We start from the raw sequence: 20,930 nt of genomic DNA, 5'->3' as shown, positions 1-20,930 counted from the left end.
TTTTAAATGTTAGAAAAGAAAGGATGCATCAAATGAATAATGTTTCACCATTTTTAAAAGGAAAAAACGTGATACTAAGAAAACCAAAGGACAGCGATGTAAATGACTACCTAGCATGCAAACAAACAAAAGAACTTATTCGCATGTACGGAGGCGATACCCGAAACTTAAAACCTCTTACATTACAAGATGCCAAGCGGCACGTCGAGTACATAAAGTCTCAAAAGCTGAATTGGTGCATTGAATATCAGCAGCGTTTTGTTGGAGAGGCCCGGCTGACCGTTAACGAGTACGACCGGCGCGCACGGTATGCAATTGGTTTATTTGATTCCTCCGTTTGGAATCAAGGGCTAGGCACTGAAGTTACAAAATTGGTACTTGCGTATGCATTTGAACACCTTCACTTGCACAGAGTCGATTTACGAGTGCTCGAATACAACCATAGAGCCATTGCTTGTTATGAAAAATGCGGTTTTGTAAAAGAAGGAATAGAGCGTGAAGGTGCTTTTATTGAAGAAGCATTTCAGACAGATCTTATCATGAGTATACTCGAACAAGAATATTATCAGCTGTAGAAAAGAGAATCAGCTGTCATCATCTTACTTCTTTAAAAGTTCGTATAGCCCAAGCCTTTTGTGAATAAAGTAACATAACGATATAATCAAAGGAGCCAACGATGACAGCTTATGATTCCTCTTCTTTTGTATTTGTAACCATTGATAAACATGACATTGCTGCTTTTTTACTAATTGATATTATTTGCGGCACCACTATTTATGTAGCATGTAAACATTATCTTCACAATGAGCTTGTTTCCATTGCAAGCAGCGCTCTTTTTCCCATGGTATGTAAGAAGGTTTCTCGACGTTAGATCAGCTTTTTACCGGTACCGGTTCTTTTAATGACAGCCAAGTGCGTTCCTTCTGCTGCTTCATCTCTACGGCGTGATTAAAAAATTTAGAAAGATGCGGCTCAGTGAGCTGGTCTTTCGTTTTTCCAGAAGAAAACACTTCTCCTTGGCGCATACAAAGCGTATGGGTAAAGCAAGGCAAAATTTCTTCTACATGGTGAGTAACATAAATAAGCGTAGGCGCTTTTGGCTGCTCTGCCATTTTTGCAATCAGCTGAAGAAGCTGTTCTCGGGCCATTATATCTAGACCTGTACATGGCTCATCAAGTATTAAAAGCTTTGGTGAAGCCATAAGAGCTCGGGCAATTAGCACCCGCTGGCGCTCTCCTTGAGAAAGTGTTCCGTACGCCTGATTTTGTAAATCTGCGCAATTTAGCAGCTGCATTAATTCTATGGCTTGGTTCATATCTTTTTGCTCCACTTGTTCATATAAACCAATAGATGCAAATTTGCCGCTTAAAATCAATTCTAAAACCGTATCGTCATCTCGAAACCGCTGCTGAAGCGAAGAACTTACCCACCCGATTTCTTTTCTGAGCTCAGACAGATTTGTTTCTCCAAATTTCCTTGAAAGAACTTCTACTTGACCTTTTGTAGGCCAGATATATCCGTTGATTATATTTAAAAGCGTCGTTTTTCCGGAACCATTTAACCCAAGCAAACACCAATGTTCCCCTTTTTCCACTAACCACGACACGTTTTTTAAAATTTCTTTTTCTGCTCGTTTTACCGAAACGTTCTTAATTTTGATCATGCTACCACTCCTATACTCTCATTTTTCATTATATATACTATAAAAGAATAACGATTTATCCCATTTGTTAACTTGCTTTTCTTTTTTCATGCCAATTCTTTCAGCCACTTTAATCGATGGGAAATTGTCAGGATCTATTAATGATATAATCTTCTGAAATTTCAGCGTATGAAGTCCATAATCTAAGCAAGCTTTTGCTGCTTCCCTCGCATAGCCTTCCCCCCAGCGGCTGCGTAAAAATAAATAACCAAGTTCTGGATCTACCTTTCCGTCTACTTTTTGAAGAACCATGCCGCACTGCCCTAGAAACTCTCCTTTCTGTTTATCCTCAGCGATCCACATGCTAATGCCGTACGTTTGATAATGCTGCTTCATCCATTGAATCCAGCGGCGTGTGTCTTGTTCGCTTTTAGTAGAAGAATAATACTTCATTGCTTCAGCATCCTCAAAGATTTTCAGTAAATTTCCTGCATCGCTTTCGGCCATGGCTCGCAGTGTCATTCGTTCTGTCTCAATAATCGTATGAATCCTCTCCTTTCTTACATTCCAACATCTTCTATCTTTATTATCCGCTACTATTTTCTTTTCGTAAAGTTTTCCTTTTTTTATTTAAATGAACGAGAAAAAACGCACCAAAAAAGGCTGCTGCACACAGCCCTTTAATCTGGATCACACGTTTTCCCGTACCGTAATACGTTATATATAGCACGTCCATCACTTGCAGTTGTCTCTGTATATTGAATTGGCAGCAATGAGAAAATAACATAATAGACTGAAAAATAAACAAATTGATAGCAAAATATATCTTCAGGCAGAATATTAGCCATAATTAATCCATTTATTATAAAAATAGTAAGCAAATTAAACAGTACACCACCAGCATACACCACTGCATGAGAAATGCGACTGTCATTCTTAAGATTTTCATATTTACAAAACGAGTCTAAAAAGTAGACTGACTTAATTTTAAACTTCCCCATTTTAAGAATCGTTTTCCCTCGCCCAATAGTAAAATCGACCTTCCCTCCGAAAATAATTGCCATGACGGAATGCCCCAGCTGATGAACAAATGATACAAGTGGCAATACAAGACAGAATGACCACACAAATTTTGGAAGATCATTTAACCCAAACACGTTTATCCCTCCTTTTTGTTTCTTCTCTCTACTTTTCCTCCCCGTTTTCACTTAAAACTACATTTAATTTCTTTTTTAAAACTCATACGAAATAACCAGCATACACATCATGTCTTATGACCTAGATAAACCCCGATATATGTAGCTTATGAAAAATACATTTTTCGAAAAATAGTTGGCGTAACGTTTTCCTGTTCTTTGAAACGCTTGATAAAGTAGCTTGGATGTTCATACCCTACTTGTCTTGCTATATCTTGTACAGAGATTTGGTTGTTTTTAAGCAACAGTTTCTTTGCTTTTTGAATCCGCACGCGCGTTACGTATTCAAATGGCCGGATGCCAAGAGATTGTTGAAAAAGCAAACACGTATACTGCTCCGTTACGTTGAGCTGCTGCGCCAGTACTTCTAGCGTTAACGGCTGATGATAATATTCCTCGATATAACGAAGGACTGGGTTTAGCTGAGTAATTTGCTGCAGACGACTTTTACTTTCTATATATACGCTGTCTTGGCGAAGTTTTAAAATGACGCTGTATAGTAGTTCAGAGCACTGCATGGTGCTAGAGGTATGATTTTCTTCTAACCGATCCATTAGTTCTTGAAGCATCCTGTAAAGACTTTCAGGATTTGTAAGGACGATTTTTCCCGAATTAATAAATTGAAGAGAAAGCATGATATCATCAATCACACTTCCGTTAAAAGAAACCCAGCATACTTGCCATTCGCTCGTAACGGGATAGTATTCGTGCGGAACGTGCGGCGTCAGAAACATCCCTTCATTTTCTTTTATAATATAAACCTCGTCGTTTACACGAAGCTCGCCTCTTCCTTTTAGGCATTGAATCCATTGATAATCAGGAAACTCTCCCTGACGCTTAATATGCGTTTGGTGTCTCCAGCTTCCAGCGCTTGTAACATAGAATGGCAGTTTCATATCTTCATCTGAAAGAGCCGGAAAGTACATACGGTCCACATTACTTCCCCCTTTTTATGTGAATATAGTTATATTATCATGAAAATAATTAGATTGATAAGGTTTTCAGAAAACGTTATCATTTTCATATAAACTAATAACCTAGTACTTTAGAAATGAGGGATCGACGTGTTAAAAACCGGCAAGAAATTTCATTATACAGCACCTGCAAACGGATACCCTGAATGGAATAACAACCCTGAAATTTTTCAATTGAACCGTTCAAAAGCACACGCTTTACTTATGCCTTATCAAACGGTCGAAGAGGCCTTGAAAAATGATAGAAAATCTTCTGTTTACTATCAAAGCTTAAATGGCAGCTGGTATTTTCATTTTGCTGAAAATGCAGATGGCCGCGTCAAAAACTTTTTCGCACCTGAGTTTTCATATGAGAAATGGGACTCTATTTCAGTTCCTTCACACTGGCAGCTGCAAGGATATGACTATCCTCAATATACAAACGTGACATACCCTTGGGTTGAAAATGAAGAGCTCGAACCTCCTTTTGCACCGACTAAATATAACCCTGTCGGTCAGTACATCCGTACTTTTACACCTAAATCAGAATGGAAAGATCAGCCGGTGTACGTCAGCTTCCAAGGCGTCGAATCTGCTTTTTACGTATGGATTAACGGTGAGTTTGTTGGTTACAGCGAAGACAGCTTTACTCCAGCTGAATTTGATATAACTTCTTACCTTCAAGAAGGTGAAAATACGATAGCAGTAGAAGTATATCGCTGGAGTGATGCAAGCTGGCTTGAAGACCAAGATTTTTGGCGAATGAGCGGCATCTTCCGAGATGTGTATCTCTATTCTACTCCACCGGTTCACATCTATGACTTTAGCGTTCGTTCGTCGCTTGATAACAACTACGAAGATGGTGAACTTATCGTTTCAGCTGATATTTTAAATTACTTTGAGCACGATACTCAAGGTCTAACATTTGAAGCCATGCTGTATGACGCCAATGGCCAAGAAGTACTACAAGCTCCGCTGCAAACAAATTTAAGTGTGAGCGATCAACGTACAGTCTCCTTGCGTACACACATTAAAAGCCCTGCAAAATGGAGCGCAGAAAGTCCTAATTTGTATACGCTTGTACTCAGCTTAAAGAATTCTGCTGGTTCTATTATCGAAACAGAAAGCTGTAAAGTCGGCTTCCGTACGTTTGAACTAAAGAACGGTCTTATGACAATCAACGGCAAACGTATTGTACTTCGAGGAGTGAATCGCCACGAATTTGATTCAGTAAAAGGCCGGGCAGGCATCACGCGCGAAGACATGCTTCACGACATTTCGCTGATGAAACAGCATAATATTAACGCGGTGCGTACATCCCATTATCCTAACGATTCAGTATGGTATGAACTATGTGATGAATACGGGCTGTACGTTATTGATGAAACCAATTTAGAAACGCACGGAACGTGGACTTATTTACAAGAAGGTGAGCAAAAAGCCGTTCCAGGAAGCAAGCCAGAATGGAAAGAAAACGTATTGGATCGATGTCGTTCCATGTACGAACGTGACAAAAACCACCCTTCTATCATTATTTGGTCGCTTGGAAACGAATCATTTGGCGGAGAAAACTTTCAGCATATGTATACCTTTTTTAAAGAAAAAGATTCCACGAGACTTGTTCATTATGAAGGAATCTTCCATCATCGCGACTATGATGCTTCAGATATAGAAAGCACGATGTACGTTAAGCCAGCAGATGTAGAGCGCTATGCATTAATGAATCCGAAAAAACCTTACATCTTATGTGAATACAGTCATGCAATGGGTAATTCATGCGGGAATCTGTACAAATACTGGGAGCTGTTCGATCAATATCCGATCTTACAAGGCGGTTTTATATGGGACTGGAAAGATCAAGCCCTTCAAGCAACAGCAGAAGACGGTACTTCTTACTTAGCTTACGGGGGAGATTTTGGTGATACTCCTAACGATGGCAACTTCTGTGGAAACGGCTTAATCTTTGCTGATGGGACAGCTAGCCCCAAAATTGCAGAAGTAAAAAAATGCTATCAGCCCGTAAAGTGGACAGCAGTCGACACTGCAAAAGGAAAGTTTGCCGTTCAAAACAAACACTTGTTTACAAACTTGAACGCCTATGATTTTGTTTGGACTGTTGAAAAAAACGGTGAACTCGTTGAAAAGCATGCGTCTCTTTTAAATGTAGCTCCTGATGGTACAGACGAACTGACGCTTTCTTATCCTCTTTGTGAGCAAGAAAATGAAGCTGACGAATTTGTTTTAACTCTTTCTCTCAGATTGTCTAAAGATACAGCCTGGGCTTCAGCTGGATATGAAGTGGCGTACGAACAGTTTGTACTGCCTGCCAAAACCGCTGTGCCTTCAGTAAAAGCTGCTCATCCTGCTTTAACCGTTAACCAAAATGAACAAACGCTTACGGTTACAGGAACTAACTTCACGGCCATTTTTGATAAGCGAAAAGGACAGTTTATTTCTTACAACTACGAGCACACCGAGCTGCTTGCGTCGGGTTTCCGTCCAAATTTTTGGCGTGCAGTAACCGATAATGACCTCGGGAATAAACTGCATGAAAGATGTCAAACGTGGCGTCAAGCAAGCTTAGAGCAGCATGTGCAAAAAATAAGTGTTCAGCCGCAAATTGACTTTGTTATCATTTCGGTTGAACTAGCTTTAGACAACTCTCTTGCTTCTTGCTATGTAACGTATACGCTATATAACGATGGTGAAATGAAAATTGAACAATCTTTAGCACCTTCTGAGACAATGCCTGAAATTCCAGAAATCGGCATGCTGTTTACGATGAATGCGACTTTTGATTCTTTAACATGGTACGGAAAAGGACCTCATGAAAATTATTGGGATCGTAAAACTGGCGCTAAGCTGGCCCTTCATAAAGGCAGTGTAAAAGAGCAAGTCACACCGTATTTACGCCCTCAAGAATGCGGAAATAAAACGGACGTTCGATGGGCCACTATTACAAACGATCAAGGACGCGGCTTTTTGATAAAAGGTTTGCCAACAGTCGAGCTGAATGCTTTACCTTACTCACCTTTTGAACTGGAGGCTTACGATCATTTTTACAAATTGCCGGCAAGCGATTCAGTAACCGTGCGGGTTAACTACAAGCAAATGGGCGTTGGCGGAGACGATAGCTGGCAAGCTAAAACACATCCTGATTACACACTATATGCTAACCGCTCGTATACAAACACGTTTACGCTAAAACCTCTATAAAAACAAGAAGGACTTTCATTTGAAAGTCCTTTTTACTTATGACGTCACCTCTGGCTTTCGCTGAGAAAGTAAAAATACCGTAGCGATAATAAGAATCGTACCTAACCACTCCGTCCATCCAAAGGTCACATGAAGCCATAGAACAGAGAGCGCCGCTGCTGATAAAGGCTCTGCTGACGCAAGAACAATGGCTTCAGAAGCGCTAATATGCTTCAAGCTTTCCAAATAGCAATAAAATGCAATGAGCGTTCCGAATATGATTACAAATAACACCGCACACAGCGACAATAGCGACCATTCACCTGCTATATGCCACGGCGGGTGAATAAATGAAAAACTTACGCCGCCTATCACCATTCCCCAGCCTACTACTTCAATTGAGCTCCATTTCGTAAGAAGACGCTTAGGCTGAAGCGTATAAAAAGCAGACGTCACAGCTGCCCCAATTCCCCAAAACAACGCCCATCCTGTAATAGACAGCTCGTTAAAATTCCCGCTTGTTGCAAGAAAAAAGGTCCCCATTATGACGAGCACAACAGAAATCATTTCTACTTTCACCGGCCACTTTCTTGCTTGCACAGCTAAATAGCCAATAATAAATATTGGCGACGTATATTGAAGCACTGTAGCTGTAGCAGCGTTTCCTGCTTCAATAGCTGCAAAATATGTATACTGCACGCCGAGCATACCGATTACACCAAACAAAAGCAGCGAAGTCCTCTCTTCTTTTGTTTTCCAAATTGCAAAAATATTGCGCTGCTTAGAGGCTATTGCCAAAAGCAGCAATCCGGATACTAACATACGAACGACAACCAGCCACTCTGCGTTAAAACTTTTATGCTGAAATAAATATTGAGCCACCGTGCCAGATACTCCCCACATTGTGGCGCCAATGATTACAAGCAGCAGCCCCCATGCTCTTCTAGATGACGTTTGAACTCCTTCCACTTGCCATTCCTTCTCTCTTTTTCATATATATTTAACTTACCTCGCTCTTCTTTAACGGTCAATAGCAAAAAAAGTCGAAGCAATATGCTTCGACTTTTTTAAATGCTTTTATGAAGTAATTTCTTGAGTAAAGGAAATAGCACATCGGGAAGTTCTTCGATGTTTGGTACTAGAATACTATATTTCCCGTACATATTTTGAATGGTTTTCTTTTGTCCTTCATCAATTTCCCCGTTGGATAAAAAGACGTTGATGACTTCAATTCCGTGCTTGCGTGCTTCTAATACCGCTTCGTGCGTATCTACAATACCATTTTGTTCATATCCCATAGCGGCTGGTTCACCGTCTGAAAACACAAGTAAAAACTTCTGCTGTTCAGAACGCTGAAGCAAGCGGCGTGTCATATGGCGAATGGCAAATCCATCACGGTTGTCTTCTTCAGGCTCAAGCTGCATAATTTCAGGACCGCTTTTACGCTTTAAAGATGCTTGAAAGTCCATAACTGTCTGCAGGTAGTTAGGCTGGCTCGTTTCGGTGGCATCATTTGTATCTTCCCAAAACCCTACAATTTGATGAGGCACCATAACAGACTTTAACGCTTCATGAAATAGCGTAATCCCAAGCTTCGTTTCATCCATTTTGTCGTACATTGATGCGGAACAGTCAACTAAAAGAGAAAAGACGGCATCAATTTGCGCAGAATCTTCATCTTTTTTATAAAATAAACGAGGATTGTCGTCTGTCCATAGTTTTAGAAGCTTTTTATTTAATCGGCCAAAGTGCAGCTCGCTTCTAGGAAGCGTTTTTTTATGTTCAAGCGTTTTTTCAATCATTTGCTTTAATTTTTTTTGATACGATGCAATAATTTTTTTATTCTCATCATACTGAACAACATGATCGTCGTTCGGAAGTTTAGAATCTATAAAAACAGCATAGGCATGCTTATTTTCTTTCCCATACTCATAATCCGCTTCCCCGTCTTTTTCCGGATGCGTTTGCTCCATGGCTTCGATTTGAGAATAATCGTTCCGCGATGTTTTTTGAGAAGACCCTTGCACCATGCCCATTGCTTGATCTCCATCGTCGCCTTCACGAACACCATCGCCTAGCATGTCTGTTTTTGAGCCTTGATCCATATCAAACTGTAGAAAACTTTGCGTCGCTTCGCTTGTCTCTCGATGCCACATTTCCATTTTCTCTTCGTGAATGTCTTCATCTCCGTCTTTTTCATGCTCTAAAATATCATCGTTCACTAATGAATCTTTGCGTTTTAGATCTTCAAATGTTAACCCTTCTTCTAACTGATCATACTGAAGTTCAGCCAAGAAGAAATAAGTATTAAGCATATCTTTTTCAACAATATCATCAAAGACATCTACAAGTTCAAGACAGATGCGCGATACATCTTTTGTTGTTTTAGCTTCATATACATTTGTTAGCTGTCTGCGGATAAAAGGCATCGCTAAATTAATCGATTCACTCATTGAAGGAATTTCTTCAAATGGATTTTCAGCCGTCAATAGCAAGTAGATGCCGTTAAAAAGTGCATCCGTATACACGCTTTTTGTTAGATTTGCGCTCATTTGTGTAGCAAAATATTTTCTGTAGAGCTGTCTTCTGACGGCGAAGGCTTTTTTCGTTCCAGGGCGTTCGCGTTTGCATACTTCTTCTAAACGAATATCTTCAAACAGCATAAACAGCTGCTTAGCTAAGCCAGGTACCGAGGTTTTATTTATTTTCTTTAAATATGCATTAATTTCTTTGAAGTTTGAATGCTTATAGCTTCCAATACTTCTTAAAAATACATCACTTTTTAAGCCGTACACTTTGTCTTCTTCTGGACGGTTATCCCAAAAGTGACTGAGGTAAATAATGCCGTGTACAGGATCATAATAAGAAGAAACGCGATACTCTACTTCAATTTCATCATTTTTTGTTAATGTTTTCGTTAAATCTGCCAGCTCCATATAGAGAAAGGAATCTACATTTTTGTCGTTAAATTTAATAAATCGCATAGCGCCACTCCTTACTCAAATAATGTTTCAGCAATATTTTGAATGGCGGCTTTTTCCCTTTCATCTTCTAGCTTTTCAATAATACCGCGTCTAATCGCGCGAAGAGGCGGCATATAAAGAGCTAAATCACACGTATCGATAAGCGCACGAATAGACGCAGCTTCTTCTGATACATGGCCGCTTTGAACTTGAGTAATTAAATCCGCAGAGAGCGTGACAAATTTATCAATTAATTTTTCGTCTTTTAACTGAGACTGAGACATCAGAACTTGCTTTAAGCTGCCTCCTTGAATATACGGCACTTCAATAACAACAAAACGATTTTTTAACGCTTCGTTTAATGGAACGGTACCAACATACCCCTCATTAATAGCCGCTACTACGCCGAACGTTTGCTGACCGCGTACTACATCTCCAGTGAATGGGTTCGTAATCATTTTTCGGTAATCAAGAACCCCATTTAAAATAGGAAGTGTTTCAGGTTTAGCCATGTTAATTTCATCAATATATAATAAATGCCCTTTTTTCATTGCCTGAATAACAGGTCCTTCCACAAACTCAATACCTGTTTTCCCTTCTTGTTCAGCAATTGTTTTAAAACCAAGCAGCGCTTCTGCATCTAAGTCAACCGAGCAGTTAACGCTATGCATCGGCTGAGAAAATAAATGCGACAGCGTTTCAGCAAGCTTTGTTTTACCTGAACCTGTTGGTCCTTTTAAAAGTACGTTTTTCCCTAGTGACAAGGCAATAATAGCATCTTCTAAAATATCTGCTTCTTCTGCTGTATAGCCGCCTTTTCCAATTAATAGCTGATCAGCATCGGACAAGTTTTCATATTTACGATTCGCTAAAAGCGAAAGAACCTCTTGTGGTAATGATAATTGTGATAGTTGAATTGACATAACAAAAATCCTTTCTTTCTGCATACTTTCTATAGTTTACTAAAAAACATTCTTCTTCTCAAAGAATTGCTTTACCTACGCTTTTCTCTAAGGTTTCCGATAGAAAAACCGCAGTCTTTAAACATATATTCAGTAAAAAAAAGTAGGTTATTCACCTACTTTTTTACGATTTTATAGTTTTTATGATTAACGACTGTTTTCATGGATTCGCCCGTTTCAGCATCTTTCCCAAAATCTACGATAACCGAATTGTCTCGCACTACCATAACAATTCCTTTAAATCCTTTATAGTCGCCTTTTTTTGGCTGAATGGTATCGCCAACTTTAGCTGCTTTGACTTTAGGTGCTTGTTCTTCTGTACCTTGTGTATTTTCTACGTCCATCATGACCCCACCTTTTCCAATTTACCGTGTTTTTTATAAGTGAAAACACAATTTAATTTACTTTTTGTTGAAAATACTTAGTTTATTTTCCCACAAACATCCATGGTTAAACACCATGTGTTTGTCCATTTTTATTTTGCAAACAAACGCTGTATTTTTTATTATGTATGTAGCTGTTTTTTGTAAGAGCACATCCTTGTTCTATCATAACATTTTCTGTTTCCTTCGAACACCAATTACCCTTTAGTTTTTTAAAAAAATGACAAATTACATGGAATTATGTCGAATTTCATATGGTTTTCTTTTTAGTATGATAAGCTATATATCGTATTTTAAGCATCTTTTATCTATTACATACGATTTTTGATAAAAAAACCGAAACTTTTATCCACAAATTGCGTTGATTAAATGAAAGGGGGAGAAAATGGCACAACAGCATAACTTTGAACACATTTATAAACAGCACATGCATGATTTGCTGCGCTATCTTCTCTCTCTTACTCGCAGAAAAGAATCAGCGGAAGATTTAATGCAGGAGACCTTTTACCGGGCACTTTTACACTTAGAAACATATAAAGGCGAAGAAGTGAAGCCTTGGCTGTTCAAAATTGCTTATCACGCCTTTATTGACTGGTATCGAAAAGAAAAAAAACGCCCTACTGTCGAAATAGAAGAATGGCACTTTACTCCTCAGCCAAGTGCTGAAGAACAAGTGATGATTCAAAGTGAAATCGACGGCTGGCTTTCTGATGTATCTGCTTTGCCTCCGGCTAAGCAGAATATTGTACTGTTACGAGATTATCACGGCTTCACATATGAAGAGATTGCAGAAATGACTGGCTATACTCTGTCAAAAGTGAAAATGGACTTGTATCGTGGTCGTCAACAATTGAAAAAAAGAAAGGAAGAGGACGGATGAGCTGTCAAGATATGAAGCATCAATGGGAAAAATATAAAAACGGCACTTTGACAGACAAAGAAGCAGAAGCACTTGAAGAACATACGGAAAATTGTGAAGCATGCTCGGCTCATTTGGAGCACTTGCTAACTGAAGATGAACTGTTATCGCCAACTTCATCAGCTACTTCACTAAGTGACGATACGATGTTGGATAATAAAAAAGTTAAAAAGTCCATTTATATCGCCAAATGGAAGCAGCGCCTTTCAAATGTGACAACTGTCATTGGCTCTGTCGTTCTGCTATGGATAATCGGCAGCTTTTTATCTATTGTATATTATCATCAATCAAAAACCGAATACATAAACAGCGTGAATCAAGCGGCTATCGAATCTGCTTTTCCGAACGTTCATATACGTGAAACCACTTCTGATACACAGTCCTTTTTCCGCATGCAGTCGCAAATGGAAGCTTATAAGCAAATTGGACGTGAAGAGCAGGCCATTGGGACGTTTACATTTCATCAGCTGTTTGATAAAACAAGCGGTGTAGAAAAAGAATTTTCCGGCGGCAAATACGACCTTAACCTTTCTTTTGTCTATCCTGATCCCAAAAAACTAAAGCTGCATGCAAAAGAGTATAAGGAATGGACAAACGAAACATGGAAAGCGTTAGAAAATCTACCAAAAGGAACGGTAAGCGAAGTGGCTATTTCTTTTGATGATACGTATTCGCTAAAAGAAGTTCAGCAAAAAATGAACGCCATCGACAGCCGTGATTTTTCTACCTCTTGGTACGCGCTTAATACAGGGCACGAACAAAAAACAAGCACAAAAGATGAGCCATTAATTGACTTAACATCAACATTTGGCTTTCCAGAGTTTTTAGACTTACCTTACGATCACAAAGGAAATCAAACCCACTCTACTAGCAAGTCGAATGTTTTAAATATGATGAAATTATTAGCCGATAATGAAGAAACGGTCCAAAAAGTTCGTCAGCTGGACCATTCCGATCTGTTGCTAAAGCAGCGATATTCTTATGTAAAAAAACACGGCGTCGGTGTGTACGGCGTTGTGATTACAGGGCCTACAAAAAAGCTTCTGAAATTAAAGAATGATCCGTCGATCACATATGCGTCACTTGGAGATGTAGAGCTATGGAATTGGTTCAGTCGTCCCTCATCAGGTACGTTAATGAATCAGTAGTGGCTGAGACAAAAGTATAGCAGTGGAAGAAAAATCCGAACGATAAATCAAGACTCTTAATGGAGAATCAAATTCGTTCGGATTTTTTTATGGATAGAGTGAACGTAGGTTTCATATATGCAGTGATTTTGTTATGTCCCGGCCTCTTTTTATTCATTCGTTAATTGTTCAAACCTTTTTACCGCTTCGCTTTTATCAAATGAACTAAACCATCGATAGTCTTGGTCATCTAAAATGCGATAGTGCTGACTAATCATATTTTGCTGCAGACGAAAAAAGCCTTCTTTTTGAATTTCTTTCCACCATACTCTTCCTCCGAGCGTTTTATCTTTTGGAGAAGATACGCCGTTATGAGCAATGATTTCTACTACTTCTAAAGGAACGTCTCCCAAAACCGATTGAAGGATTTCACTGTCACCAAACAAACCGCATACTGCAACAGTGGTCGTCCACCCTGCTTCTGTGCGCCCTTTTTCAATTTGAACCAATGTTTTTTTAGAAATACCAATGACTTCAGCCATTCTGTCTTGTGAATAGTTTCTTTCTAAACGAATTAATCGTATTTTATCCGATACTGATTTAATTACTTCTTGTTTATTCATTTTCACAGCCCTTTCTTTCTATACACGTACATTTCTTTAGTGTAATATTACACCTAATTAAAGAAGAGTTTCAAGCGTTTCCCTTCGTCACAAGACGGGGAAATATACTGAAATGGTTTTTGTACACTAAAACAATTAAAAGGAGTTGAGAATATGTATATCATTGTATGGGCTATGCTTGTACTATACGCCTTGCTGCTAGCTCCAGGAGCAAGCGCCGGTAATGATTTGCTGTTTAAAAATCTTATCACAGGAAATTTTCAACAGGTAGATCCGCTCGTGGTTATAGTATTCTCTTTTTTAGGACTTTTCCCAGTATTGTTTATGGTAATGATCTGTAAAAAAGATACATACAAACTGCTTGGATGGCCATTTTCTCTTCTATCATTTGCGCTTGGAGCTTTTTCTCTTTTGTTCTATTATCATTGGAAAGGACAAAAAGTTCGAACACGTTCGCGTATTCCTTCACGTTTCATTGCTATCATTTCTTCTCGTCTATGGATTGGATTATGCTTAGCGCTCACGATTGCAGGTTACGCATACGGACTATCCTTAGGTTCAATAAAAGCTTATGGAGATGCTTTTATGCAGTCACAGCTTGTTAGCGTGATGACCGCTGATTTTTTTGTTTTAACGTGGCTTTCTTACTCCGTTATGACAAAAGAAAGGATAGCATCCCGGCCTTACCTTCTTTTATGTTTCATTCCAGTTGCGGGCCCTTTTCTTATTTTGTTGCTGTTTCCCCGCCAAGATGTTAGAGAAGAAAAACTTTAAATAAAAGTCTTGCGTTCCATTCATTATTCCGTTATAATCATTTCTTGTACGATGAAAGTTGATTAATTAGAAAACATTTATATATCGGCATTTTATTTACATTTGTTATACATACCTGCGCTGTGCGTATACTCATGTTGTCTTAAACCTTTGAGTGTTAAAAGGGAGCTCAAAATTTAGCTGCAGATAGCACGCCCTTCTTGGGACGCTAAACCCGGCTATGAGGGCACCCACCTAGTAGATCTGGGTATTTAAGACACTTAGGGTTACGGCAGTGCGGGCTTATTTTTTAGTTAGCTGTAGCTAGCTTTTTTTATTTTTCATTTTACTAGTTTACATAATTATTTTATTGTTAACTTATATTTTTTTTAGACATGTATGTTTTATTTATCTTCGATTGAGGAACATAAAAAGTAATAAAGGAGATGGATAAAATGAATGAACAAAAAATTGCTAAAAAAGTAAACGAAGTATTAGAAGGAAATCGTGTAGGAACATTAGCCACAGTTGTAAACAACAAACCCCACTCTCGCTATATGACATTCTTTAGCGATGAAGATGGTATCGCTCTTTACACACCAACAAATATCAATACACATAAGGCAGAGGAAATCGAAGCCAATCCGAACGTGCACGTACTATTGGGCTACAGCGGCGAAGGATATGGCGATCAATACTTAGAATTATCTGGTACAGCTGTTCTTCGTACTGGTGATCAATTAAAAGGGCGTATATGGAACGATCACATGAAAGAATGGTTTGACGGTCCAAATGACCCTGAGTATGTTGTTCTTGAAATTACGCCGAACGAAATTCGCTTTATGAATGAAGGCGAAGAAACTCCTCAAACTGTTCAGCTATAATAAAAAAGCGCACACTGTGCGCTTTTTTTATTTTCTTACCGCTTCTTTCAATTGAGCTGCTTTTTCTTTTGGAGACGCTGCTAAGCTAATCGCGGTAATAATAGAAACGCCATCTGCACCTGCTTCTACTACTTGTTTGGCATTTTCAGGCGTGATCCCGCCGATTCCTACAATTGGAAAGTCAATATTCTGGTTTCGCACTTCTTCAATTAACTTTGTACCTTGCACTGCTTTTGCGTCTTTTTTTGTAGAAGTAGGAAAAACAGGTCCCATTCCTACATAATCCGCCCCGTCTTTTATCGCTTGCTGCAGCTCTTGTACATTATGAACAGAGACGCCCACAATTCCTTTTCCTATTTTCTCTCGAACAATATGAGCTTTTTCATCTTCTTGTCCAATATGAACGCCATCTGCTTGTAAGCGGATCGCTAAGTCCAGATCATCATTCACCACAAAAGGAACGCTGTGCTGCTGACAAATTTGCTGAAGTTCCTTCGCCAGCTGATATTTCGCTTCTCCTGTTAAGGCACCCTCGCCTTTTTCACGGAATTGAAACACGGTAACGCCGCCTTCAATTGCTTCTTTCAACACTTCTTTCGGATCTTTTTTACAGTTATTGCTGCCCATTATAAAATAAACTTGCAGCAGCTTTTTGATTTCTTCATTTGTCATTTTCCGGCTCCTTTTAACGTTGATGTACTCTTGCATATGATTCAATATCCTGCCCAGATAAAAGATGAAGCTGATTTAACAGCTCAATTTGAAAGCTTCCCGGCCCTTCTTCACCTTTTTTCGCTGCGGCGATTTCACCTGCCACTCCGTAAAAACTTAAAGCAGCAACGCTTGCCTCGACATATTCTTTTTCTACAGCAGCGAAAGCTCCTATAATTGATGTTAGCAGACACCCAGTCCCCGTCACTTTCGTAAATAACGGGTGACCGTTGTCTACTGTATACGTTTTGTTTCCATCTGTGATTACATCTTGTTTACCCGTGATAACAATCACCGTATCTAATTTGTTCGCTGCTTTTTCAGCAAGTTCAATGACGTCTCCTTGCCCTTCTAATGAATCAACGCCTTTAATGAGCCATGACTCGCCTACGACATTCGCAACTTCAGCAGCGTTACCACGAATAACTGCCATATTTAATTCTTCTACAAGCTGACGTGCTACTTCTGTACGAAACGGTGTCGCTCCGGCTCCTACAGGATCGAAAATAACCGGCACGCCATTTTCATTTGCTGATTTTCCTGCTATTCTCATCGCTTCTACTTCTTGAGCCGTCAGTGTACCCATATTTAAGACAAGCGCTCCGGCGATTCGTGCCATGTCAGCCACTTCTTCCTTCGCATAAGCCATAACAGGTGAAGCTCCTAGTGCAAGCAGTCCATTTGCTGTAAAGTTGGTTACCACAACATTCGTAATATTATGAACAAGCGGACTTGTATCTCTTACTTTTTCTAATTGAGCTGAAATTTTACTAATATCCATGTTTTTTTCACTCTTTTCATTTAGTTTTAACACTGCAAAAAAAAGACAAAAAAGCACCTTGCATGCGCAAAGTGCTTTGGTATGTACTCACATTCCCTGCGCTGGCATTATCCAACAGGTTCAAATGGTCAACAGGCGTCCCTGTACTCTCAGCCTGCCCCGCGCAAGCTCCCATACTATTCTTGTTACGTTTAAAGTTTACTATTAACCTTTTTTATTTGCAACCATTTCACTGTTTTGCCGATAAAATAAAGCTTCTCTATAGGGTGAGTGGCGCTTTAAACCTTACACCATTCCTAAAAGAATAATCAATAGACCTCCAGTAAGCTACTCGAGGTCTTCAATTCCCTAAGAATTCTATCATTTTTTCCTTATGGTTATTTCTCTTGAACCGCTTGATTTCTCACAGCTGTTTTTCTGTCCTTCCCTGCTCTTAAAGATAAAAGAAAACAAAGCAGCAGTACAAGTGCAGCTGATACGTACGGATAATTAATGTTTATATCAAAAAGAAAGCCTGCTACAACGGGTCCAATAATATTCCCAAGACTTGTATAAGCAGAATTTAGTCCGGCTACATACCCTTGGTCGTCTTGTGCCATCATCGACATTTGCGTGCTGATTGCCGGACGTAAAATATCTGTTGCTAAAAAGACGATGAATGTCACAACAATAATAAGCCAGTACGTGTGCACAAACAGCGTAAGTAAAATAAAAAGTCCCGTCATCATCAAGCAAAACGAAATCACTCTTTTTTCACCAAACTTATTTAAAATCCAGCCAAAAATCGTAACCTGCACTACGGCCCCCGCAATAGAGCCAAACGTAATAACAAACGCAATATCTTTGGGCGTAAAGCTAAATTTATGATCAACAAATAGCGAAAAAATCGTTTCATAATTGGATAATCCAAACGATGTCACAAAAACAATAATTAAACTTAGAAAATAAGGTTCTTTATAGGAATTCATAAGCTGGAGTAGCAGCCGATCTTCTTTTGGATTCTCATTGTTTGAAACAGCATGATTTTGTACAGGACGAGACTCTGGCAAAACAAAAAGCGTAATCACTGCAGCCAAGCCTCCTGCTACTGCGGCCATATAAAATGGTACACGCATGCCGTATTCAGCTAAAAAGCCGCCGATACCAGGTCCAATAATAAATCCTGTTGTAATCGCCGCCGTCACATAGCCCATTCCTTTAGCACGTTCTTTAGCAGACGTCACGTCCGCTGTATAGGCCATAACAGCAGGCATAATGAGCGCGGCCCCGACACCGCCTAACATTCTCGATACAAATAATAAAAGAGGTGTACTCACTGAACCAAAGAACCATTCAGACAAGGCAAAAACAATCATTCCCGCTACAATAATTTTCTTTCTCCCTAACGAATCTGATAACCGACCCGCTAAAGGTGAAAACAAAAATTGAGTCAGTGAAAACACCGCTACTAAGAGGCCCATCACGCTGCCGTTGATATGAAGCTCCGTCATATATGTTGGCATAATTGGAATAACGAGACCGATTCCTGTAAAAATAATAAAAATGTTTAGCATGAGCAGCAAAATCGCCGCTCGATTTCTTAACAATAATGACATATAAACCTCCTGATTACAAAAATACTGAACGTTCGGTCTATAAAAATACAAAATAATGAGGGATTACTCATTACCGCAATAAGCATCCCCGATTATTTAAGAAGACCTTGCTATAATTCCATTTAAAAATACATCGATTGCTGAATGGTATAGCTGCAAGGCATTTTCCGTGTTCGTTTTTCGAGACATGCGGCTCATTCCAACAAACAGCCCTTCTAAAATCACTGCAAGCTGTTCTGCATTTTTAGGAGAAAACTCTCCTTCATCAATGCCTTTTTGCAAAAGCTCCCGGTTAAACTCCACGTGTCGTTTCACCATCTCATCAATTCGCTCTTCGATGTCGCTGCCCTTTTCCTCGTTGTTAAAAAACTCATCGGCAGCTTTCGTAAGAGGATGATTTAAATCATCTAAAATGATTTGCTCCGCAATTCCAAAAAGCTTATCTCTTGTTGTTTTGTAAAGAGACTCTCTTTCTTTCCAGTTTCGTTCCCACTCGAGATCCCATTCGTCTATTAAATAGAGAAAAAGCCCTTCTTTACTTTTAAAGTGATAATAAATATTCCCTTTACTGCTTCCCGTAGCTTCTACAATTTCCTCAATAGATGTAGCTTTATAGCCTTTTTGAGAAAACAATGCTTTAGCGGCATCTGCCACTTTTCTTTTGGTTTGTTCACTTTGAAGCTTTTTTTTATTCAAGCTATTTCCACCGCCCCGCACATTTATTATTTATACTGAACATTCGTTTTGTATTATCTGACACTTATACTACATAGGAAAATCTTTTTTGTCTAGTGAAAAAACCTAGTTTATACCTTTTTATATGAATTATGACAAAACAAAAAACAAAGAGGTTGAGACATAACTAAATCAACCGCTAGAAGCCACTACATATATGAAACCTACGTTCACCATCACCATAAAAAATCCGAACGAGTTGGATTCTTCATCAAGAATCTTGATTCATCGTTCGGATCTTCTTTGACTAAAATACTTTTGTTACAGCCTCTTTTAATCAATCATTCAATTTCTTTGTCATAAATACACTGTATGGATCTTCTTTGTAGGTAGAAAACGGTTCGCACTCGTAAAATCCAAAACTGGCGTACAGCTTTCTAGCCGGTTCAAAAGCAGACGCGGATCCTGTTTCTAAGCTTAAGCGTCGGTACCCTCGTTTTTGCGCTTCATTTATTATGTACTGCAGTAGTTCTCTAGCAATTCCTTTTCGCAAATGAGCTGCGGCTGTTCGCATCGATTTAATTTCTCCGTGGTGCTCATCTAACTCTTTTATAGCCCCGCATCCTGCTAGCTGGCTGTCTTCCCACACGCTCCAAAACGTAATATCACGGTGTTTTAAGCTTTCAACATTTAGAGCATGAATACTTTCAGGGGGTGAATGTAAGTTCATTCCTTGAAGGTGAGAACTTACTAGTTCAATAACTTCATTGTTCGTTAAGTGGTCTCTTTTTATTTTAATCATTTTCTCTTCCTTCCTGCTACTAAGGGGTGGTCAACTACAAACCGACTTATGAATAAATTCACTGCCGACCTTTAAAAATCCTTTTATACACTCCCTTCTTTTTCTCCAGTTATTAAAACCGACTTTGCCAAGCAGATATTTCATACATTGTTAAACGGAGGTGAAATTCGTTGAAGAAGGTTTTATTTTGTCTTGTCCCTCTTTTGTTTTTATTATCCGCCTGCTTTAGTGATCCTGTTCAAGATGATTTAATCGACTATAACAACCAAGATTTAAAAAAAGCCGCTCAGCTTGAAAAAGAAGCGATTGACGCATACGATTCTGTTACAGGCGCTAACTACACAAGTGACGCAGTGATGTATGATACGATGACGAGTGAAGTCATTCCTACTTATCGTAAATTTGTTGATGAACTGGAAAACATCAATGTAGAAACCGACGATCTTCGAAAGGTTCATGAAGGCTATATAAAGGCTGCCAATACCCAGTATAACGCTTTCATTAAAATTGTCAGCGCTTTAGAAAAGCAGGACCGCAACCTTATTGCTGAGGCAAATGCTATGCTTGATGAGGCACGAAAAGGCATACGCGATTACAATGCAGCTATTAAAAAGCTGGCTAAAGAACATGATGTAAAAATTGAAGAACCAAAAACACAGCGAGAAAACAGCCTATAGTTTTGATGCAAAAAGAAGGTCTCTAAAAATAGTAAGAGACCTTCTTTCGTATGCTGTTTCAATTTCTCCACGTTCGTGCGATAAATGA

Annotated in this window: 22 protein-coding genes, 1 other RNA gene and 1 riboswitch; of the genes, 9 read left to right on the top strand and 14 right to left on the bottom strand. The window is 39.1% G+C overall.

Annotation, left to right across the window (positions count from 1 at the left end):
- The first annotated feature begins 32 nt into the window (after positions 1-32).
- Both ACFX4G_RS06230 and ACFX4G_RS06225 read left to right on the top strand, forming a co-directional pair.
- A complete protein-coding gene (locus ACFX4G_RS06230; RefSeq protein ID WP_043982205.1) occupies positions 33-575 on the top strand; it encodes a GNAT family N-acetyltransferase in 543 nt (180 codons plus the stop codon).
- A 101-nt stretch (positions 576-676) separates the two neighbouring features.
- Positions 677-871 carry a hypothetical protein gene (locus ACFX4G_RS06225; protein WP_034652505.1) on the top strand — a complete coding sequence of 65 codons (195 nt, stop codon included), beginning with the start codon at positions 677-679 and terminating at the stop codon, positions 869-871.
- 1 nt (position 872) lies between these two features.
- Here ACFX4G_RS06225 and ACFX4G_RS06220 read toward each other — a convergent pair whose 3' ends face one another.
- The 4 genes from ACFX4G_RS06220 to ACFX4G_RS06205 form a co-directional block, all read right to left on the bottom strand.
- Positions 873-1,664: an ABC transporter ATP-binding protein gene (locus ACFX4G_RS06220; protein WP_377573383.1), complete on the bottom strand. Its 792-nt coding sequence runs from the start codon at positions 1,662-1,664 to the stop codon at positions 873-875.
- An 18-nt stretch (positions 1,665-1,682) separates the two neighbouring features.
- Positions 1,683-2,165, bottom strand: coding sequence for a GNAT family N-acetyltransferase (locus tag ACFX4G_RS06215; protein WP_162214156.1), 483 nt, complete (start codon positions 2,163-2,165; stop codon positions 1,683-1,685).
- Between the two features lie 158 nt (positions 2,166-2,323).
- Positions 2,324-2,800: a site-2 protease family protein gene (locus ACFX4G_RS06210; protein ID WP_013082995.1), complete on the bottom strand. Its 477-nt coding sequence runs from the start codon at positions 2,798-2,800 to the stop codon at positions 2,324-2,326.
- 146 nt (positions 2,801-2,946) lie between these two features.
- The gene (locus ACFX4G_RS06205; protein ID WP_237075032.1) at positions 2,947-3,765 is read right to left on the bottom strand and encodes an AraC family transcriptional regulator; all 819 of its coding nucleotides are present in this window, start codon (positions 3,763-3,765) and stop codon (positions 2,947-2,949) included.
- A gap of 138 nt (positions 3,766-3,903) precedes the next feature.
- On the opposite strand from ACFX4G_RS06205, the gene lacZ reads away from it, so the two are divergent.
- Positions 3,904-7,008, top strand: coding sequence for a beta-galactosidase, LacZ type (gene lacZ / locus ACFX4G_RS06200; RefSeq protein ID WP_322551984.1), 3,105 nt, complete (start codon positions 3,904-3,906; stop codon positions 7,006-7,008).
- 36 nt (positions 7,009-7,044) lie between these two features.
- Here the strand turns inward: lacZ and ACFX4G_RS06195 are convergent, their stop codons facing one another.
- From ACFX4G_RS06195 to ACFX4G_RS06180, 4 genes are all read right to left on the bottom strand, one after another.
- Positions 7,045-7,956, bottom strand: a complete 912-nt coding sequence (locus tag ACFX4G_RS06195) for an EamA family transporter (RefSeq protein ID WP_043982193.1) — start codon at positions 7,954-7,956, stop codon at positions 7,045-7,047.
- Positions 7,957-8,054: 98 nt separating this feature from the next.
- A complete protein-coding gene (locus ACFX4G_RS06190; RefSeq protein ID WP_043982191.1) occupies positions 8,055-9,971 on the bottom strand; it encodes a vWA domain-containing protein in 1,917 nt (638 codons plus the stop codon).
- 11 nt (positions 9,972-9,982) lie between these two features.
- A complete protein-coding gene (locus tag ACFX4G_RS06185; RefSeq protein ID WP_043982189.1) occupies positions 9,983-10,897 on the bottom strand; it encodes an AAA family ATPase in 915 nt (304 codons plus the stop codon).
- A 131-nt stretch (positions 10,898-11,028) separates the two neighbouring features.
- Positions 11,029-11,259 carry a YkvS family protein gene (locus tag ACFX4G_RS06180; RefSeq protein ID WP_013056869.1) on the bottom strand — a complete coding sequence of 77 codons (231 nt, stop codon included), beginning with the start codon at positions 11,257-11,259 and terminating at the stop codon, positions 11,029-11,031.
- Positions 11,260-11,680: 421 nt separating this feature from the next.
- Here ACFX4G_RS06180 and ACFX4G_RS06175 point away from each other — a divergent pair, with 421 nt between their 5' ends.
- Positions 11,681-12,175, top strand: coding sequence for an RNA polymerase sigma factor (locus tag ACFX4G_RS06175; RefSeq protein WP_016763958.1), 495 nt, complete (start codon positions 11,681-11,683; stop codon positions 12,173-12,175).
- Complete coding sequence (locus ACFX4G_RS06170) at positions 12,172-13,362, top strand: anti-sigma factor (protein WP_043982187.1); 1,191 nt, start codon at positions 12,172-12,174, stop codon at positions 13,360-13,362. The genes ACFX4G_RS06175 and ACFX4G_RS06170 overlap by 4 nt, the downstream gene beginning before the upstream one ends.
- 149 nt (positions 13,363-13,511) lie before the next feature.
- Here the strand turns inward: ACFX4G_RS06170 and ACFX4G_RS06165 are convergent, their stop codons facing one another.
- Positions 13,512-13,964, bottom strand: coding sequence for a helix-turn-helix transcriptional regulator (locus ACFX4G_RS06165; RefSeq protein ID WP_176521229.1), 453 nt, complete (start codon positions 13,962-13,964; stop codon positions 13,512-13,514).
- Positions 13,965-14,117: 153 nt separating this feature from the next.
- Here ACFX4G_RS06165 and ACFX4G_RS06160 point away from each other — a divergent pair, with 153 nt between their 5' ends.
- From ACFX4G_RS06160 to ACFX4G_RS06150, 3 genes are all read left to right on the top strand, one after another.
- Entirely contained in the window at positions 14,118-14,738 is a 621-nt protein-coding gene (locus ACFX4G_RS06160; RefSeq protein ID WP_043982185.1) for a hypothetical protein, read from the top strand.
- 109 nt (positions 14,739-14,847) lie between these two features.
- Positions 14,848-15,025, top strand: a non-coding RNA gene (gene ssrS, locus ACFX4G_RS06155) — 6S RNA.
- Positions 15,026-15,172: 147 nt separating this feature from the next.
- On the top strand, positions 15,173-15,601 hold the full coding sequence (locus ACFX4G_RS06150) for a pyridoxamine 5'-phosphate oxidase family protein (RefSeq protein WP_013082985.1): 429 nt from the start codon (positions 15,173-15,175) through the stop codon (positions 15,599-15,601).
- 27 nt (positions 15,602-15,628) lie between these two features.
- Here the strand turns inward: ACFX4G_RS06150 and thiE are convergent, their stop codons facing one another.
- From thiE to ACFX4G_RS06125, 5 genes are all read right to left on the bottom strand, one after another.
- A complete protein-coding gene (thiE, locus tag ACFX4G_RS06145; RefSeq protein ID WP_043982184.1) occupies positions 15,629-16,273 on the bottom strand; it encodes a thiamine phosphate synthase in 645 nt (214 codons plus the stop codon).
- 13 nt (positions 16,274-16,286) lie between these two features.
- Positions 16,287-17,093, bottom strand: a complete 807-nt coding sequence (thiM, locus tag ACFX4G_RS06140) for a hydroxyethylthiazole kinase (RefSeq protein WP_043982183.1) — start codon at positions 17,091-17,093, stop codon at positions 16,287-16,289.
- Between the two features lie 76 nt (positions 17,094-17,169).
- A riboswitch (TPP riboswitch) is annotated at positions 17,170-17,278 on the bottom strand.
- Between the two features lie 192 nt (positions 17,279-17,470).
- Positions 17,471-18,688 (bottom strand): MFS transporter, encoded by a 1,218-nt coding sequence (locus tag ACFX4G_RS06135; protein WP_013056861.1) that lies wholly within the window; start codon positions 18,686-18,688, stop codon positions 17,471-17,473.
- Between the two features lie 96 nt (positions 18,689-18,784).
- Complete coding sequence (locus tag ACFX4G_RS06130) at positions 18,785-19,384, bottom strand: TetR/AcrR family transcriptional regulator (protein WP_013056860.1); 600 nt, start codon at positions 19,382-19,384, stop codon at positions 18,785-18,787.
- Positions 19,385-19,700: 316 nt separating this feature from the next.
- Positions 19,701-20,165 (bottom strand): GNAT family N-acetyltransferase, encoded by a 465-nt coding sequence (locus tag ACFX4G_RS06125; protein ID WP_035335654.1) that lies wholly within the window; start codon positions 20,163-20,165, stop codon positions 19,701-19,703.
- 170 nt (positions 20,166-20,335) lie between these two features.
- Between ACFX4G_RS06125 and ACFX4G_RS06120 the strand changes: the two genes are divergently transcribed.
- Complete coding sequence (locus tag ACFX4G_RS06120; protein WP_377569605.1) at positions 20,336-20,842, top strand: hypothetical protein; 507 nt, start codon at positions 20,336-20,338, stop codon at positions 20,840-20,842.
- Positions 20,843-20,930: the final 88 nt, after the last annotated feature.

This window comes from Priestia sp. YIM B13486 (assembly GCF_042787865.1).
Taxonomy (GTDB): domain Bacteria; phylum Bacillota; class Bacilli; order Bacillales; family Bacillaceae_H; genus Priestia; species Priestia megaterium.
Note: the sequence above shows the minus strand (reverse complement) of the source record. Positions and strands in the feature narration are given on the sequence as shown.

Excerpts from the sequence above, each read along its gene's own strand:
- ACFX4G_RS06175 (WP_016763958.1), top strand. The coding sequence starts at position 11,681 with ATGGCACAACAGCATAACTTTGAACACATTTATAAACAGCACATGCAT.
- ACFX4G_RS06220 (WP_377573383.1), bottom strand. The coding sequence starts at position 1,664 with ATGATCAAAATTAAGAACGTTTCGGTAAAACGAGCAGAAAAAGAAATT.
- ACFX4G_RS06180 (WP_013056869.1), bottom strand. The coding sequence starts at position 11,259 with ATGATGGACGTAGAAAATACACAAGGTACAGAAGAACAAGCACCTAAA.
- ACFX4G_RS06225 (WP_034652505.1), top strand. The coding sequence starts at position 677 with ATGACAGCTTATGATTCCTCTTCTTTTGTATTTGTAACCATTGATAAA.
- ACFX4G_RS06125 (WP_035335654.1), bottom strand. The coding sequence starts at position 20,165 with ATGATTAAAATAAAAAGAGACCACTTAACGAACAATGAAGTTATTGAA.
- ACFX4G_RS06185 (WP_043982189.1), bottom strand. The coding sequence starts at position 10,897 with ATGCAGAAAGAAAGGATTTTTGTTATGTCAATTCAACTATCACAATTA.
- ACFX4G_RS06215 (WP_162214156.1), bottom strand. The coding sequence starts at position 2,165 with ATGACACTGCGAGCCATGGCCGAAAGCGATGCAGGAAATTTACTGAAA.
- thiE (WP_043982184.1), bottom strand. The coding sequence starts at position 16,273 with ATGACAAATGAAGAAATCAAAAAGCTGCTGCAAGTTTATTTTATAATG.
- ACFX4G_RS06150 (WP_013082985.1), top strand. The coding sequence starts at position 15,173 with ATGAATGAACAAAAAATTGCTAAAAAAGTAAACGAAGTATTAGAAGGA.
- ACFX4G_RS06170 (WP_043982187.1), top strand. The coding sequence starts at position 12,172 with ATGAGCTGTCAAGATATGAAGCATCAATGGGAAAAATATAAAAACGGC.
- thiM (WP_043982183.1), bottom strand. The coding sequence starts at position 17,093 with ATGGATATTAGTAAAATTTCAGCTCAATTAGAAAAAGTAAGAGATACA.
- ACFX4G_RS06160 (WP_043982185.1), top strand. The coding sequence starts at position 14,118 with ATGTATATCATTGTATGGGCTATGCTTGTACTATACGCCTTGCTGCTA.
- ACFX4G_RS06135 (WP_013056861.1), bottom strand. The coding sequence starts at position 18,688 with ATGTCATTATTGTTAAGAAATCGAGCGGCGATTTTGCTGCTCATGCTA.
- ACFX4G_RS06165 (WP_176521229.1), bottom strand. The coding sequence starts at position 13,964 with ATGAATAAACAAGAAGTAATTAAATCAGTATCGGATAAAATACGATTA.
- ACFX4G_RS06205 (WP_237075032.1), bottom strand. The coding sequence starts at position 3,765 with ATGTACTTTCCGGCTCTTTCAGATGAAGATATGAAACTGCCATTCTAT.
- ACFX4G_RS06190 (WP_043982191.1), bottom strand. The coding sequence starts at position 9,971 with ATGCGATTTATTAAATTTAACGACAAAAATGTAGATTCCTTTCTCTAT.
- ACFX4G_RS06230 (WP_043982205.1), top strand. The coding sequence starts at position 33 with ATGAATAATGTTTCACCATTTTTAAAAGGAAAAAACGTGATACTAAGA.